The sequence below is a fragment of the Microbacterium sp. Leaf288 genome (assembly GCF_001422925.1).
In the GTDB taxonomy this organism is placed as follows: domain Bacteria; phylum Actinomycetota; class Actinomycetes; order Actinomycetales; family Microbacteriaceae; genus Microbacterium.
In genome coordinates, this window is the sequence record NZ_LMNI01000017.1 from 17,468 (window position 1) to 33,504 (window position 16,037).

Consider the following 16,037-nt stretch of genomic DNA (forward strand, 5'->3'; position numbering starts at 1 on the left):
CTGCGCGGGTGCGTCCGGCGCTGCCGCCGGCAGTCGCAGTTCGGGGTGGGGCTTCTCGTTGAGGACGAACGGCCGATCCCAGCAACGCGCGCACGTGATGCACCTGCGGGCGCGATCCACACAGCCTCCTCGCCGCAACTCATACGACGGCCCACCTGATCGCCCGAAGATCGACATCGCGAAGAAGCGACTCGCGCCCACACTGGACCCACGAAGGCCCACGCCCACCAAAAATCGCAATGCACGCAGGCACTTTCTGTGTAAGTACTCGTATCTAAGACATAAGCCGCGTACTCTGAGCTTGTGCGCGGTGGCCTCGAACGCTGGAAGCGGGGAGTCGAATCGCAGGGGGTTCGACAGGCGATGGCGTACGCGTTCAAGGGAACCTGTGACTCACACCTCCGGACAGTGACAGGAGTCGAGGCGCTCGCCGCGTACAGCGGCGCCGACGCAACGCATGTGGCGAGGTTCATCGTCGAGGATGGCGCGGTCGGCCAGAACCGCCTTACCGCGGAGGAGCTACGTCGCTGGGTCGACGGACGCGACCCGCAGACCGATCTGGTTCGGGGCCGTGAGCTGACGTCGCCGCAAGCGGATCTGATCCTCGACGGAACGATCAACGCGCCAAAGTCCTACAGCGTCGCCGCGCTGATCCACCCGGACCTCGCGGCGCAGTTCGAGGCCCTCCAGGATCGCCTGCGCGACCGAATCATCACCACCTGGCAGCGGGAACTAAACGCCCGTCGCGGCGCCGGAGGTCGCGTCCGTGAGTCCCTCCGCAAGATCGAGGTCGTCGAGCTGCGCCACCGTCGCTCCAGGGCGTTGGATCCGCACATCCATCGACACCTCTGGCTGAATGTCAAAGTCTTGGGGGACGACGGCCAATGGTCGAACGTCGACTCGCGGGTCGCGATGAGGCTGCACACTCTCGTCAATGCGGAAGGTGAGCTCGCCGCACGCACCGACCCAGAGTGGATCGCCGCGCTCGCCGCCCACGGGTACACGCTCGATGCCGACGGTGAGATCTCAGAGCTCGCGGCGGCAGTACGCCCGTTGTCGCGCAGGTCGAACCAGATCGAGGCGAACCGGGCGAGGTTCCTCCTGGACTGGCGTGCCGACCACCCAGGGCAGCAGCCTGACCATGAGGTGCTGCAGCAGATCGACCGACGCGCGTGGGCGGCAGGTCGCCCCAGCAAGCCTGGCGTCATCGATGAGTCGGACTGGGAGCAACTCATCCGCGACGAACTCCGCGACATCGACGTAGGGATGCTCAAGCCCCGGGCGCCGGTGCGAGTAAGTGCTCGGGCACCGGACGAACTCGATCCCGACCTGCTCGCCGCGATGGCGATCGTCGATGCCGATGCCAGGTCGACCGCCTGTGGCGGCAGATTCAGCCGGTACGACGTGCGCGCGGGCGCGATGCGAGCAGTCGCAGCATCCGGCGTCATCGTGCCCCGTCCGGATCTCCAAGATCTGATCGACGATGTCGTCGCGCGCAGCTGGCCGCACGCCGTCGATCTTCTCGACGAAGACGTCGACCGGCCCGAACACGTGAAGGGCTTCATGGCGGCATCCACAGCGTCAATGAAGCTTCGACTCGCTGCCCGTTTTGATGCGATCACGCGGGCGGGCCGACCTGCAGATTCATCGTCGATCACGCAGGCCGCGGCCGACGTGCTGCCAGCCGACGTCGCCCTGGACGCCGGTCAGGCAGATGCGGCCGCGGCGATCGCCGGCACCGACCGTCTCGTGTCCGTGACCGGGCCGGCCGGTGCAGGGAAGACGACAATGCTGCGTGTGGCGCGAAGCGTGCTCGCCGGCAACGGGCGGCGGCTCGTGGTGGTCGCGCCGACAAAGAAGGCCGCGTCCGTGGCATCGCGTGAGGTCGGGGTGACCGCGTCGAGCGTGCACGCGCTTCTGCATGATCACGGCTGGCGGTGGGGGCGCGACGAGGCTGGCGCGGAGGTGTGGACCCGCCTCACGCCCGGCGACATCGAGGGGCGAACGGGGCAAGTGTTCGAGGGGCCTCGACGATTCGTGCTGACCCCGGGGGATCGCATCGTCGTCGACGAGGCCGGCATGGTCGACCTGCATGTGGCCAACGCGCTTGCCCTCCTCGCCGAGGAATCCGGCGCGGGGATCGCGATGGTCGGCGATCACCTGCAAGCGATGCCCGTCGGTCACGCCGGAGCGATGGCTTGCATGACACGGCGCGCAACCGCGGTCGTCGAGCTCACGGCCGTGCACCGATTCCGCGATCCCGGGTACGCCGCGCTATCGCTGCGGATGCGCGAACCAAGCTCGAAGGAGCATGCGCTGGCAGTCGCCGCGGAACTCGACGATCGTGGCCTCGTGCATCGGGTGGCAGATGGCGGCCAAGCGCGAGAAGTGATGGTCGAGGCGTACTTCCGCTGGGCACGTCAGCACAAGCGCGTCGCCGTCGTCACCAGCACAAACGACGAAGCTGATGCGATCAACGAAGCCATCCAGCGACGCCGGCTCGACATTGGTCAACTCGATCAGACACGGATCGCGATCGGCCAGGGCGAGCAACTCCTGCTCGAAGGAGACACTGTGCAGACCCGCCTCAACGACGGTCGGGCGGATGTCGAGAACCGAGCTCTGTGGACCGTCCGCCGCATCCGCGACGACGGTGTCGAACTGTCGAGCATCAGCGACAGCGCGGATCTGCGACTCGTCTCGTTGGACTACGCCGCGAACTACATGCACCTCGCTTATGCGTCTACCGTGCACGGAATCCAGGGCGAAACCACGGATGCCTCCATCGTCGGTCCCGGCGTGAACGCTTCGGGCCTCTACGTCGGAATGACGCGAGGCCGCCTTCACAACGAAGCCGTCGCCATCGCCCACACCGCGGCTACAGCGCGAGACCAGATCGCCGACAGCATGATGCGCGGCACCCCAGAGGTCAGCATCGACGACTCCGAACGCGCCGCCCGGACCGAACACGGACGGGCCGCCCGAACGCCGATGCCGAACGGCCCGCGCGACGCCCTCTGGTCAGATCGGGCGCGCCGTCCGCTCGGCCACCTCGCAGACCTAGAGCGAAGCATCGCCAGACAGGAACATCGAGCAGAGGCGATCCTCGCGAATCTCGATGAACTGGACGCATGGCTCGATGCGTCGGCTTCTGCGCTCCATAACGCGAGCCGCGGCCACGCGGCGGGAGATGCCCGAGCTCACGCGCGCCCAAGGGAGTCCGTAACGCACGACGCACAGGTCGATGCTGCACGCGAGGCTTTGGGCGAGCGGCGCTTGATAATTACCGCGGACCGTGATCGACTCGCTGCGGACTACTCGCGAGCAATCCTGTTTCTGGACCAGGCGCGAACGGAGCGCACGCTCAGAGCGGGGCTGTCGCCGAACGCCCGCGCCCTCGAGGAGCGCGCGCGCATCGCAGCGTCGGCAGCCCCCGGGCAATGGTCGCTCGCCCAGCCGGTCGCGGGCATGTCACGGCATCGTTGAGGCGAGCTTGCCTGCAGGTTGCGCTGCGAGCGTCGTGGGCCTGTAGGGACAACGGGCTCACAGACCGTCGTCCGGCCCTTCGACCGCGCCAGCCCAGACCCAGCACCGGTGCTCGTGGCCGTCGATCCGGAACCGAATGGCGACTGCACGAGAAGTCCAGGAGCACGCCTCGGCGTCCACGCGCACAGGGATGCCACCGAACCGCACCCACGCCCTGACCGGACGTGCGACCGGCGCCCTAGTCAGCGGCAGCTTGTCGAGCTGCAACTCGGAATCGGTGAGGGTGTCCAGCCGCCCGGTTTCGGCGGTGCGCTGCAGAATGCGCTCGCTCATGCGCGCATCAATCCGATCCGCGTACCGTCTATTCGTGCCCATCGGCCGCCTCACTCTTCTCGGCCGTATAGACAGTATCGAACATTAGTTCTACAGTGTGAAGTCATGAACGACACGGCTGTAGAACACAACGTCACGCTATGGATGGCCAACGACATCCCGGCGCGGATGTACTACGCCGGCCGCCGCTGGCGGGTCTCCGACACTCCCACCCGGCTGCGCGAGTCCATCTGGGCGGCGCCGCTGCATGGCGGGCGCAGCCTCTACGGCTGGCGGTTCCAGGCCACCGACGACGACGGCACGTCATTCGTGTTCGACGTGTTCCGCACCGAGAATGACTGGCACGTGCACCGCGCCTACACCTGAGTTCGCTACGGCGCCCCGTATCCGATTGCGTCGGCGCCCTCGCGTGTGCCGCCGGTACACAGCGGAGCGGGGCGAGAGTACGCTGACTCTCGCCCCGCTGCTTGTTGGTTCAGGTCAGCGTGACATCCCGGTACCGGCGTACGAGGCCGGTGCTACCGAAGGGCCCGGAGCGTGTGCTGCGGGCCCTTCAGCTTTTGGGGTGCGGGCGACGGTGACGGTCTGGAATTTCACCGAGGCGCCGACGTTGTCCGCGACGACGTCGCGGGTCTCCCGGGTCTGCCCGGTCTCCTTGTCGGTGTAGGTGCCGAACCGGAGGTCACCGCTGACGATGACGCTGTCGCCCTTGTGGAGGGAGTCGGCGACGTTGCGGGCCTGCTGGTTGAAGACCACGACCCGGTGGAACACGGTGCCCGCGTCTTCCCAGGTGCCGGTGGTCTCGTTCAGGCGGCGGTCGTTGACGGCGACGGTGAACCGGGCGTACTCGGTGCCGTTGTCGGTGCCGCCGTGTTCGGGGTCACCGGTGAGGTTGCCCTCGAGGGTGACCGGGATTCTGGTGGTCATGGTCGTGCTCCTTTCGGTGGTGAGTCACCCGGTGGGGTGTCTCGGTGGGCGTGGGCCGTTCTGGTCCACGCGTCCCATTCCTGCTCGTCGATCGCGTGCGACCAGGAGCGGGGTCTTGTGTCGTTGTGACCGCTGGCACAGCCGGCACCGGCACGGCTCAGGCGGGGGAGAGCGAGGGACAGCCGTTCGTGCCACCCGATGGGGCCGAGACCGGTATCGCTTTCGTCGAACGAGGCGAGGTGGGCGATGTGCAGCGCAGAGAGTTCTTCAACGAGAGCGCCGTGTTTCCACCAGCAGTTCGGGACCACGCTGACGGGAACGTAGTAGCGGACTGTGAACCACTCGACCCACGCCCGCAGGGCGACCCACACGTCGCGCGCGTCTCTGTCGGAGAGGCGACGCCAGTCGACGACGTGGGCGCCAAGCGGGTCGGAAGGCCCATCGTGATCGTCGGCGGCGGGTCCGGTGAATTCGGCCGCGGGTGTTCCGCTGAGTCCGGCGGCGCGGATTCCGGCGAGTTCGAAGGCGAGGAGGCGTTCGATCTCGGCGGGGTCGGATCCGTTCATCGCGGTCCTCCGGAAGCGCTGAGCTTGAGCCGGAGTCGCTGGAGGGCGAGTGCGGATGCGGTTCGCCGTGTGCGGTGCCGCGAGAGCACGAGATCCCGGTCCATGAGGCGGTGGAGGAGGTCATGGCAGTACGGGTGCATGGGAACGAGGTCGTCGTGGCGTTCGAACGCCCGCCATGCACCGTCGACGAACCGGACGCCGCCGTAGTCGAGGTGATGCAGTTCGAGGCGCTCTTTGGGCGCGGGCTGTGCGCACGCGACGCAGGCGAGCGGTCGACCGAGTCGTTGCTGTTTGCGGAACCAGCGGTCGCGTCGTGCGAACCAGGCGGGTGAGCGGAGGAACTGGGAGCGATAGGAGTTCCAGGACGCGCTCTTACGGCGGTTGCTCACTCTTCTGTCACCGCCTCGACGTCGTCGGGGCGCTCGGTCTGGACGGGACGTGCAGGGGCGGTGTCGGAGAACACAGCGCGCTGTTCGTCCTCGGTCTGACGCTTGCCGTTCTGGATGGCGCGCGCGTCGCGGCGTTCATCCCACCCAGCAAGGTCGAGAAGAACGCCACGGCGATTGCGATAGGCGAGCAGCCCGACCGTCTGCGGCATCCGTCGGATCTCGTCGACGGACATCAGCGGGAGGCGTTCGTGGTGCTCGCTGGTGTTGTGCCCGACCTCACGAGTCGACCAGGAGCGCTGCGTGCGGCGGGTCTGCCGAGTGCCGAGGAGGGCTTCGACGTCGCGGAGGTGGTCGACATGGGATGCGCCGCCCAGGAGGACTTTGGCGGTGGCTGCCGCCCAGATGGTGTCGGCTTCGGCGCGTGACCAGGACGTCTCGGCTTGGGAGAGGGCTTGCAGGACGACGAAGGTGCAGATGCCGCGGCCGCCGCCGTCGGCCATGATGCGGGGCAGGTTTCCCCATCGGAACATGTTCGCGATCTCGTCCAGGATGAGGCCGAGCGGGTGGGCGAGGCGGGAGCCCGGGGAAGCGAGCGCCCGCACTCGAGCGACTTCGACGACGTCGTCGAGCAGCGCGCCGAGGAATCCGCCCATCGCCGACGCGCCGGACGCGGACCCCACCAGGTACAGCGTGTTGGAGTCATCCAGGAACACGTTCGGGTCGAAGAGATTGTCCCCGGGCTGGGGCATGAGCGCGTCGCGGATCTTGGGGACCGCGAGCGGGGCGACGGCGTTCTGGACGCCGAACCAGACGGAGGAGACGAGCTTCTCGTCGCCGGAGAGGGTGGCTTCGAGGTTGTCACCCCATCCGGGGGCGCCGTCGGCCCGCAGCACGTCGACGGCTTTCCGGGCAACGACGGGGCTGGTGCCCCAGTTGTAGACGTCGGCGATGGTGCGGTCGCCGACCGCGGCGGCATGCAGCAGCCGACCGAGTACGACGCCGGAGGCCTGCGCCCATTCCGCATTAGTGGTGGATGCACCCAGCGCAGTTCCGGTGATGATCGCGGTGCCGCGCTGCATCGCGACCAGTGGATCCTCGCAGCCGGCGATCGGTGAGACGCGCAACGGCTGCCGCACGCCGGACAGTCCCTGCGGGTCGAACACGTGCACCTCGCCGCGTCGCTGCCGCATCCGCATCGTGGCGGTGAGGTTGTCGTTCGTGGTGGAGGTGGTGATGAGCGGGCCGGACCAGTCCAAAATCGCGGAGATCAGCACCCGATAGCCCTTACCGGAACGGGGCGGGCCCTCCAGAGCCACGGAGTCTTCGATCGACACGTACACGTCCATCCCGCGAGACCGTCCCACTCGCCAGCCGACATCGGTCGGCTTCGGCTGCGGGATGTCGGGTCTGAGCTGCCGAGCACGTCTAAGGATGGCCTTGGCAGAGAGGTGCTGGCGGATCTCGGAGGCTTCGGCGAAGCCAGGGCGGGCGCGGAGGTCGCTGATGAACGAGCTGTCCGACGCCTTGTGCCGCCGGTACGCCACCACGGCGAGGATCGCGAGTGCAGTGATCACCAGGACGGCGAGGAAGTCGGCAGCACGGATCTGCCAGACCGGCAGGCTGCAGTCGTCCGGCGCGGTGTACGCCGATCGGTCTCCGGTGACCGCGATGGCCAAGCCGGAGAAGGGGCTGGAGGGTTGAGGGCGGGTGCCGCAGAGCAGCTGAGTGACCGCTTCGGCGATGAAGGATGTCGCGAACGCCAGGACGATACCGGCTGCGATGGCGACGGCGATCAGCTTGCTGCGGACGGTCTCGTTCATGGCGGCATCCGTGTCACAGGTCGGCGACCGCTGCGGCCGCGACGTGAAGCCAAGCGCTGCGGGCAGGGGTGCGCAGCGCGTCGTAGCGCAGCGCACCCGCCTTGAGCGCCGGATCGAATGGGATGCGCACGACGGCTCGTACCTGCCCGGCGAACCCGTCGACGATGCGCTGCATCTCGCGATGCGCGGACGGCTCGGCCTGGGTGACCACCACGACGGCGTGCGCGGCGAGGTGCGCGGATCGCTCGTCCCGCTGTCGTAGCGCGTCCAGCAGCAGCGCGGCGGACTCGGCGGACTCCGGGGAGGTGAGGGTGGGGATGACGAGCTGGGTCGAGTGGTCGACCATCCGCAGCCAGCGTTCGGCGGATTCGTCGTTCCCGGAATCGAAGATCACGAGACGGTAGTACCGGGCCGCGACCCTCATCAGCACATCGAACTCCCCCTGGGTGAGCCGCTGATCGGTGGCGAGCAGTTCCGGGTTCGACCGCAGCACGTCGTACCGGTCGACGGACTGATGGTGCACGTACCGGGACACGTCGGAGATCGCTGCGTCGGGTGCGAGGAGCTGGTCCGCGGCGGCGAGGAGGTCTCGGACGGTGGCGTCGTAGGTGCCCTGCTCGGTACGCCAGCCCAGGGTGCCGCGGGTGTCGTTGTTGTCCCAGGCGAGCACATTGCCGCCGCCATAGCGGGCGAGGACTGCAGCGATCATGGCGGTCGTCATGGTCTTGCCGACGCCGCCCTTGCCGTTGGCGACCGCGATCGACCGGCATCCCGCCCAATGCTTGGACACGGTCGCCTCCCATTCGCGTCGCGCGACCTGCGTGGGCGACGGTCGCATGATGCCCAGTCGGGCGAGCCACCCGGTCGCAGGGGCGCTGACCGGTGGTGTGGCAGTGATGAAGGAGACGCGCGCCGGCGGCTCAGGGGCGGAGTCGAGGCCGGTCGGCTCGCGCCCCTGAGCGGTGTTGCCCACCTCCTCTCCGTGCTGTGATGACGCCCTCTCCGACGCGCGGGTCGGGAGTGGCATCGGCTCGGCCTCGGTCGCGGGCAGCGCCTCGACGTCGCCGTCGCCGTAGACGAGGAAGTGGTGCACGCCGCGATCACCGGAGGTGATGAGCTCGAGCGGAGTGCCGGCGGTGCGCGCCGCGTCGGCGGTACGCGAGACGATGAGCTGCCGGATGTCTTGATCCGGGGCTGCGGCGACCGCGTGGGACCGACCGTCGGGGTTCGTGACAGTCGCGGAGGTGCCGGTGACGGTCGCAATCACGCGTGGGTAGAGTGCCGTGGTCATGGCAGTTGCCTCCTTGTCGTGGACAGCCAGCCGTCGAGACCTGCGTCCGGCTCGTCGGGCCAGAGGGAGTCGAGGGCGTCGGGGTCGATGAGATGCAGTGCCCGGTCGTCGTGGTCGGCGGGCCGGACCGCGTCGTCGGTCTTGAACAGCTCGTACTCCCACTCGGTGGATGTCGCGAAGCTGTCGACCAAGTAGGCGTATTGGCCGACGTAGGCGATGAAGGTGCCCATTCGCAGTTGCCGGGCGTCGGCGACGTGCACGGCGGGGATGTTCAACCGGGTCTTGAGCGCGTCGGCTTCCTGGTGGTTGACGCGGAACACGAACTTGTTCTCGATGTCCCCGATGATCGACAGCGCCAGGTTGTGCTCGCGGGACCCGGCGGAGCCGACAGCGTCGAGGTCGCCGACCTTGTGCAGGATGACAATGTTGCTGATCCCGTAATGACGTGACAGCTTCAGCCACTGCTGGAACATCTGCAGCGCCGGTAGCGATGTCATGTCCCGCCAGCCTTCTTCGCGGACCAGGTAGCGGGTGGTCTTCGCGGAGCGGTCCGAGATCACCGCTTGGATCCACGCGGTCGTGCACACCTGGGTGAGTTGGGCGACCAACTCGCTGCGGGCAAACAGTTCGGAGGTGTCGACGACGACGATCGGCGCGGCTTCGTCGAAAGTGACGGTGGATTCGTCCTCGAACAGTCCGGACAGGTCGCCTTCCACGAACCGGCGCAGCACGAACTCGGGCTGCACGGCCCCCTCGGACAGTCGCGGGTTACTGCCCGGATCGGTGACGATGCCGCCCAGGTGGCGGTATACGTCGCGGAGGGTGGGGTGGTCACGGGATTCGCGGATGCTGCGGGCCAGGGCTTCGTGGACAGCCGCGTGTTCGACGGCGGTGAGCCGGGTGCCGCCGAGGGTCATCTCGATCAGGGAGATGAGGGTGGTGATGCGGCGTTGCTGGACGAGCTGTTCGTCCTCGTCGTCGGTCGTGCCGCCGCGTCTCGGCCCCCGGTCGAGCGGGTTGAGGCGGGAGCGGGTTCCGCCGCCGATGCGGATCACCACACCCCGCGGGTCGGCCTCGGCGAGCGCGACCCATTCCCCTTTCGGGTCGGACGGGACTACGACCTTGTGCCCGAACGCGATCGAACGCGTGACCAGCATCTTGATGGTGCCGCTCTTCCCTGCCCGGTACGCGCCCAGAACCAGGAGGTTGGTGGACAGCGCGCCACGGTCGGACGCGTCCACGTACGCCTCCCACGGAGAGAAGTGCCACAGCGCGTCGGAGTTGAGATCGATCCCGACAACCGGGCCGCGGTGCCCGAGGCCGGCGTCGGCAACGAACGGGTAGATCCCAGCGATGTGCTGCGAGGTCGCCTGATGGGCGAGCAGGTTGGGGCGTGCGAGGTTCCAGTACCCGCCCCGCACGATGCCCGGTCCGAACGGACCCGCCACGGCCGGTTCGGGCAGCGCAACATCTCGTCGCTTCGTCCGGGGCGGCGTATCGTCGCGGGCGGCGTCGGTGACGGCGCGGCGCATCGCCCGACGCTCTGTTTTGGTGGCGTTTGCGGGTTGGATGTACGCGACGTGGCGGGCCATCACTTCATCCCCAACCCGATCGGCAGAGCGTTGACCATCAGTGCCTCGGCTTGCTGGCAGTACAGGATCTGCCCTTCCATCTGCGCGCGGGCCAGCGCGTTCCGCATGCCGGCGACCGCCTGATCGAGCTGCTCCTCGTCGCCCGCGGTGACCGTGAGGTACGCCCCGAATCGGAACTCTCCGTGCCCGGCAGTGATCTGCCGTTCCTGGTCCTCGAGCGCCAGCCAGTCGGCTTCGTCGGCCGCGGCACCACCGACGCCGCGCTTGCGGCGCAGCTTCTCGTTGCCCTTCCACACCTTCTTGTCATCGGCGATCCGCTTCAGCGCCTGCTTGTCCGAGACCGGGGTGAGCACGATGGAGAGGATGTGGGTGATCGCGGCCCCGGTCGACGGCATCCGTGCGAACACGATCGGTTCCACGAAGCCGATGCTGGTGTCTGATCGCGGCCATTCGTGGATCCACATCGTGCAGTGCACTCCGGAGTCGGTGCGGACGATGCCGTTGCGGTGGCGGGGCTCCTCGAGGTACATGGGTCCGATCGCGATCGGATCGACGCCGGCGAGATCATCGGGCCGGTTCTGCACGTTCGCGGCGAACGCCGGGTCGAACGCGACTCTGCCCAGCGCGGCGATGTCGCGTGGCGACATCCACCGCCGCACGGTGATCCGGGCGATCCGGAGCGCGTCGGCCAGAGTGCGGGTCTCCAGATACGCGAGCGTGCGGATCGCGTCCTTACCGCCACCGAGCGATTTCAGCTGCCCGCTGAGCGTCAGCAGATCGAGGGTGAAGGTGAGGTAGTTGCGGTGTGCGACGGCGTACCGTTCGGCATCGTCCATCGCGTGCTGGTAGTTCTGAGCGAACGGGGACGACCGGTCGAGGTCGCGCAAGCTCGTCACCGTGTCGAAATGGTCCCGCGCGGCACGGATCGTGGTGGGCAGGGTCCGCTCCTGCAGGGTGAGGCGCTTGATCCCGGGCCTCTTCGTGAACGACGCGAGCACGGTCGACCATTGCGCGGCCAGGTCGAACCTCTCCGCGGCGTCATGCATGAGGAACCCCTGCACCTCGAGTTCGGCGGTCACGGACACGGATCGGTCGTGCGGGTTGTAGACGCAGGCGACGCCGTCGACGTCCCAGAGTTCGATCGAGGCGCGCACTCCGGGGAGGTTCAAGGTGCCGGCCAGTTCTGTGCGTTCTGGCCGGTAGACCTCTTTGGTCGCGCCGGCCGCGTGGCGGATCTGCTTCATCAGCCACAGTCCGGTCTGTCGCGGGGCGGAGTCGTGATTGATGCGCAGCAGCGCGAAGATCCCGAGCGGCAGGTAGACGGGGATGCCGACGAGAAGGCCAAGGACGCCGAACCGGTTGAGCGCGATGAGCATGGCTATGGCGGCGGCGGCCATACAGGTGACCTGCCACGGGTCCATCCCCATCACCACGCCCTGCCCGGAGCGGCGGGGCAGGCGGACCGGATCAGTGAGTTCTGATGCGCTCATGACGGGGTCCTCTCAGTACGCGACGGTGTTCTGGGTTCGGTACTCGAAGGCGCGTTCGCCCCCGGTGTCGATTTCGCGGCCGGGTTGCCTAGTGCGCGCCTCGGCTCCTGAGGCGCCGAGTTCGCAGCGGCCCGGGTCGGCTGTCCTGACGTCTTGGGTCGACTACCGCCGGACTTCGGGTCGACGCTGCGGGACGAGCCCGAGAAGATCGGAGTGCCTCCGGCGGGATGGGCGTTCAGGCGACTGGGGATGCGGGATGCTGAGCGGGCAGCGTTGCCGGCACCTCGAGCGGCGCGAGTGCCGACCCCGGAGCCGACCGAGTCAGCGGCGACAGCGCCGACGAAGCTGAACAGGCCGAACACCGCGAACGGGGCGAACGCAACCAAGACGAGTCCGATGAGCATCGGCCAGGATTGCGGATCCCAGATGGTGTGCACCGTCGACAGCCCATTGATGATGAGTGCGACGAACCCGATCGTGAGCGGCCCGGTCAACAGCAGCACCACGACCGCGGACGCGTATCGGACGATCCACTGCGGGCCGATGCCGCGCACCGGGAACAGCATCCACGCCACCGGGCCGACCGCGATTAGTGCCGCGAGCACGATGTTGCGGAACGCGAAGACCAGCATGAGCAGCAGCATCCCGAGCATGAGCAGGCCGTGGATGATGAACGCGAAGAAGTAGTTCGCCTGACCGCCCGCCCACATCACGCCCTGCAGTGTCGCGAACACCGCGTGCTGCCCGTCGCGGTTCATGATGTACCAGGTCATCTCGTCGATCGCGTTCACCAGATGCCCGGCGATCCACAGCGAGATGGGCACCGCGGCCACTGCGATGAAGCTGCGAATCAGGGCTCCGACGAGTTCGGCCCGGTCACCCGACACGGCGGCCGCGGTGATCGCCCACACCATCGCCCCGAAAGTGATGACGAGGATCGCCCACTGCCAGAACGACCATTCTTGAACGGCAGCCGTCCACAGCAGCGACGAGGTGTCGAATCGCATGTTCTGCGAGATCGCGAACATCATGCCGGTGGCCGAGAGCGCCATCCCACGGCCCGCGTTCTCGAACGTCGTGCACACCAAGTCGCCCAGTGAGCAGCCGTACTCGACCAGCAACGGCGTGCCCCCGCTCGTCTTGATCGCCGCGACGTGCCCCTCGTACGTCGTGCACACGGTCGCCCGCCCGCCCGCCACGTACACACGCGTGAAGCACTGCTGTGCCTTCGCATCTGATGCGCTCTGCGGGGTGCAGGTGATCTGATCGCCGGACTGGAGACAGTCGACCGGGTAGGCGGGTGCTGACCAGGGCTGGCCGGTGACCGGTGTTGCATTCGCGCTCGCAGCGTACTCGACCGTCGACGCCTCGCTGCTTGCGTGAGCAGGCGCCAGAGCTACAACGGCGAGTCCGAGACCGAGCACGGTCCCGACCAGCAGGCTGCGCGTCGTGCGCATCAGAATCCGAAGTCGAAGTTCACGAACCATTGGAACAGTCCCGATGCGGCACCGAGAACGGCGGCGGCGATGAAAATCCACAGGATGTTCTCGCCCGCCCACGTCCGCACTCTGTCGTTCGCCAGTCCGCGGAACGCCAGCGAGGCGCCGGCGATGATGAGCATGATGAGGACGACGATCATCGCGCCGGCGAGGATGTAGGAGGCGATGACCTGGAAGCCCTGGAAGAACGGGGCGGAGAAGTCCGGTTGGATGTCGGGCACATCGACATCGGTGGCGACGGATTCAGGGTTGCGCATCATCAGCTCCTCAATCAGCGGTCATTTCAACGGCAGGCCGAGCGCGGCCATGAACGGTTCCGGAGGTGCCGGAGTTCCGGACTTCCGGAGTTCGAAGTGCAGATGGCAGCCGAACGAGCGCCCGGTGTTCCCCTCGGCGCCGAGCGGCGTTCCCGCAGTGATCTCTTCTCCCACTGCGACCCGAAGCGAGTCCCACAGCATGTGCCCGTAGAGAGTGACGGTGTCGTTGCCGTGGTCGATGCGGACCGTGTTGCCGTAGCCCTGGTAATTCCCGGCGGTGATGACTCGGCCGGGGCCGGCGGCATAGACGGTGGCACCGCAGCCCTGTGCCATGTCGTACCCCTGGTGATCGGTGGAGCAGTAGCTGCATCCGCTCACGGGGTTGTACCCGAACCCGCGACCCTTCGAGTACGCGCCTGCGAGGGGATAACCCCATGCGCCACTCGCCGCTGGCGCCGCGGTCGTCGTCGTGGCGGCGCCGGGCGCGCTCGCGGCCGCGCGCACCGCGGCGAGAGGGATGGCGATCAGGGGAGTAAGCACTAGCCCCGTTGCGAGCGCGAAGAGGAGCAGCGCCCCGATCACGATCTTGCGGCCGGTCCTCGTGTTCGCGAGGGTCGTTGCCGCAAGGACCGGGGCACCCATGTCAGGGCTCCAATGACCCCGAGAAGTAACGGACGACCTTGCAATCGCCCGGCTGCTGCGCCGAGTCAGGCGTCGGAACGGACCCATCCCCGCACAGCACCTGCACGCTCACCCGTACGGTCTCGTCATATGACGCTTCGCCGCCGCTGCCGTCAGTGCTCGTGAAGGTCAGCACGACATCCGCGGTGCCGATCCGCATGTCCCCTGTCGCGTCGTCGGGCACATCCATGTAACTGATGTCACTGGTCGCCATGGCGACGACTCTGCCCTTTTCATTCGCCAACGAGTCCCACTCCGATTCGGGCAGCACGACCGCCTGTCGCAGCTCGAGCTGAGACAGCTCCAAGTCCTGCTGACGTTCTTCGTCAGTCGAGGACCGCGTATCGGGCGTGAACCAGGTGTCGAGGTAGGCGAGCCATTCGGATCGACTGCTCTCCTGAGTGTCGAAGGTGGATGCCGCGGCCAGCGCCGCCCGAATGTACGCGTCGGGATCGGTAGTAATCGGTTCGGGGACCCAACCCTTCTCGCTGACGCTCGCGTCGACGTAATCGCCATCCGTCGACGGCTCGGACGGTGAGGTTGAGGGTGGCGTGGCTGAGGGCAGGCTGGGTGGATCAGCGGTCGGCGCTTGGGACACCAGCGACGACACAACGATCGCGACGACTGCGGCGACCAGCACGAGCCCACCCACGATCGCCCAGACGAGTCCGCGGCGGCCACCGGAATCCGAACCCACCATTACGAGCCCTCCTGAACTCTCAGGACGGCACCGATGCACAGCAGAAGCGGCCCGCGCGACGGACGCCGTGGCCGCATCCTACGCACGATTCGGACGCGACGAAAATGAGGAACGTCTAATAAAGACGGAGGAGGCGCGCACATTGAACGATGTGTGGCTAGGGCCTCTCCCGCATCGTGATCGCACCCTACTCCGCGAATAAAGTGCCCGTCTGTAGGCCTTTCGGGGGACACCAGCGCAAGATCAGGTGTTTCAGCACCCGTCCCACAAGCCGCCGGCCTTGACATGAGGGAAGCTTATAACAATACACTCAAATTGTGAAGCACTATCTGCTTCTGTCGTGTAGACGTCGAGCCGAGCGGTGCGGAAGACTGGACGGGTGCCTCGCTATACCCGTCCCGCGAACAGTGATTACGCGGAGGATCCCATCAAGGCATTGGGCAACATGATGCAGGCGACCATCATCGGTCACCTGCGACGCAACCCTGCCCAAACGCGTGGCGAGATCGCCGACGCGCTCGAGATCCCCGCGATGACCGTCGCCAACGGGATCGAGAAGCTGCTCGACGTGGGCCTCATCACCGCAGACCCGCCGCGCGACGTCGCGGTGCGGGGGCAGCGCGTGCGGTACAGCGTCGACGACGCCGCGGTGACCGAGATGGTAATGCGCCTGGGTCAGGTCCTGGGCGAATTCTAAGTAGGGGACGCAGGCAAAGCGTCGAGGCAATCAGGGCGACGCGACGGGCACGTGCGGCTCTTCCTGGGCATGGGCGGCAACATGTGGTGACCGGGCGGAGGGCGCTGATCATACCGACGCTGGGCCGTACTGACCGTGAACGCCGCGGTGGCACCGAGCGGTGGGCTTCGTCGAGGACTCGATGACAGCCGTGCGCGCCCCGCGCGGCCGGCTCCCATCGCCGTCCGAGGAACTGATCAGCGGTCATCATCTCGCCCGCGATCTCGGCGACCTTCGACGACCGCGTCTTCCCCGGCGGGCTCACGTACT

The 16,037-nt window shown here is 67.3% G+C and carries 15 protein-coding genes; 3 read left to right on the forward strand and 12 right to left on the reverse strand.

The window, feature by feature from the left end:
- The first annotated feature begins 408 nt into the window (after nt 1-408).
- Complete coding sequence (locus tag ASF40_RS20670; RefSeq protein WP_235560315.1) at nt 409-3,486, forward strand: AAA family ATPase; 3,078 nt, start codon at nt 409-411, stop codon at nt 3,484-3,486.
- Between the two features lie 57 nt (nt 3,487-3,543).
- Here the strand turns inward: ASF40_RS20670 and ASF40_RS20675 are convergent, their stop codons facing one another.
- Nucleotides 3,544-3,819: a hypothetical protein gene (locus ASF40_RS20675; protein ID WP_235560316.1), complete on the reverse strand. Its 276-nt coding sequence runs from the start codon at nt 3,817-3,819 to the stop codon at nt 3,544-3,546.
- Nucleotides 3,820-3,924: 105 nt separating this feature from the next.
- On the opposite strand from ASF40_RS20675, the gene ASF40_RS20680 reads away from it, so the two are divergent.
- A complete protein-coding gene (locus ASF40_RS20680) occupies nt 3,925-4,185 on the forward strand; it encodes a hypothetical protein (RefSeq protein ID WP_056372727.1) in 261 nt (86 codons plus the stop codon).
- 114 nt (nt 4,186-4,299) lie between these two features.
- Here ASF40_RS20680 and ASF40_RS20685 read toward each other — a convergent pair whose 3' ends face one another.
- The 11 genes from ASF40_RS20685 to ASF40_RS20735 are packed head-to-tail and all read right to left on the reverse strand — an operon-like array spanning nt 4,300 to nt 15,031.
- Complete coding sequence (locus tag ASF40_RS20685; protein WP_056372729.1) at nt 4,300-4,746, reverse strand: single-stranded DNA-binding protein; 447 nt, start codon at nt 4,744-4,746, stop codon at nt 4,300-4,302.
- A complete protein-coding gene (locus ASF40_RS20690) occupies nt 4,743-5,312 on the reverse strand; it encodes a hypothetical protein (protein ID WP_056372731.1) in 570 nt (189 codons plus the stop codon). The genes ASF40_RS20685 and ASF40_RS20690 overlap by 4 nt, the downstream gene beginning before the upstream one ends.
- Nucleotides 5,309-5,701: a hypothetical protein gene (locus ASF40_RS20695; RefSeq protein ID WP_056372733.1), complete on the reverse strand. Its 393-nt coding sequence runs from the start codon at nt 5,699-5,701 to the stop codon at nt 5,309-5,311. Before ASF40_RS20695 ends, ASF40_RS20690 begins: the two co-directional genes overlap by 4 nt.
- Complete coding sequence (locus ASF40_RS20700; protein WP_056372735.1) at nt 5,698-7,521, reverse strand: type IV secretory system conjugative DNA transfer family protein; 1,824 nt, start codon at nt 7,519-7,521, stop codon at nt 5,698-5,700. Before ASF40_RS20700 ends, ASF40_RS20695 begins: the two co-directional genes overlap by 4 nt.
- 13 nt (nt 7,522-7,534) lie before the next feature.
- On the reverse strand, nt 7,535-8,812 hold the full coding sequence (locus ASF40_RS20705) for a MinD/ParA family ATP-binding protein (protein ID WP_056372737.1): 1,278 nt from the start codon (nt 8,810-8,812) through the stop codon (nt 7,535-7,537).
- On the reverse strand, nt 8,809-10,404 hold the full coding sequence (locus ASF40_RS20710) for a hypothetical protein (protein WP_157549894.1): 1,596 nt from the start codon (nt 10,402-10,404) through the stop codon (nt 8,809-8,811). The genes ASF40_RS20705 and ASF40_RS20710 overlap by 4 nt, the downstream gene beginning before the upstream one ends.
- Nucleotides 10,404-11,894 (reverse strand): SCO6880 family protein, encoded by a 1,491-nt coding sequence (locus ASF40_RS20715; RefSeq protein WP_157549895.1) that lies wholly within the window; start codon nt 11,892-11,894, stop codon nt 10,404-10,406. Before ASF40_RS20715 ends, ASF40_RS20710 begins: the two co-directional genes overlap by 1 nt.
- Nucleotides 11,891-13,351, reverse strand: a complete 1,461-nt coding sequence (locus ASF40_RS20720) for a hypothetical protein (protein ID WP_056372743.1) — start codon at nt 13,349-13,351, stop codon at nt 11,891-11,893. The genes ASF40_RS20715 and ASF40_RS20720 overlap by 4 nt, the downstream gene beginning before the upstream one ends.
- Entirely contained in the window at nt 13,351-13,650 is a 300-nt protein-coding gene (locus tag ASF40_RS20725; protein ID WP_056372744.1) for a hypothetical protein, read from the reverse strand. The genes ASF40_RS20720 and ASF40_RS20725 overlap by 1 nt, the downstream gene beginning before the upstream one ends.
- A gap of 21 nt (nt 13,651-13,671) precedes the next feature.
- Complete coding sequence (locus tag ASF40_RS20730; RefSeq protein WP_056372746.1) at nt 13,672-14,292, reverse strand: M23 family metallopeptidase; 621 nt, start codon at nt 14,290-14,292, stop codon at nt 13,672-13,674.
- Nucleotide 14,293: 1 nt separating this feature from the next.
- Nucleotides 14,294-15,031, reverse strand: coding sequence for a hypothetical protein (locus ASF40_RS20735; RefSeq protein ID WP_056372748.1), 738 nt, complete (start codon nt 15,029-15,031; stop codon nt 14,294-14,296).
- A 379-nt stretch (nt 15,032-15,410) separates the two neighbouring features.
- Here ASF40_RS20735 and ASF40_RS20740 point away from each other — a divergent pair, with 379 nt between their 5' ends.
- Nucleotides 15,411-15,728: a helix-turn-helix domain-containing protein gene (locus ASF40_RS20740; RefSeq protein ID WP_157549897.1), complete on the forward strand. Its 318-nt coding sequence runs from the start codon at nt 15,411-15,413 to the stop codon at nt 15,726-15,728.
- The last annotated feature ends 309 nt before the right edge of the window (nt 15,729-16,037 follow it).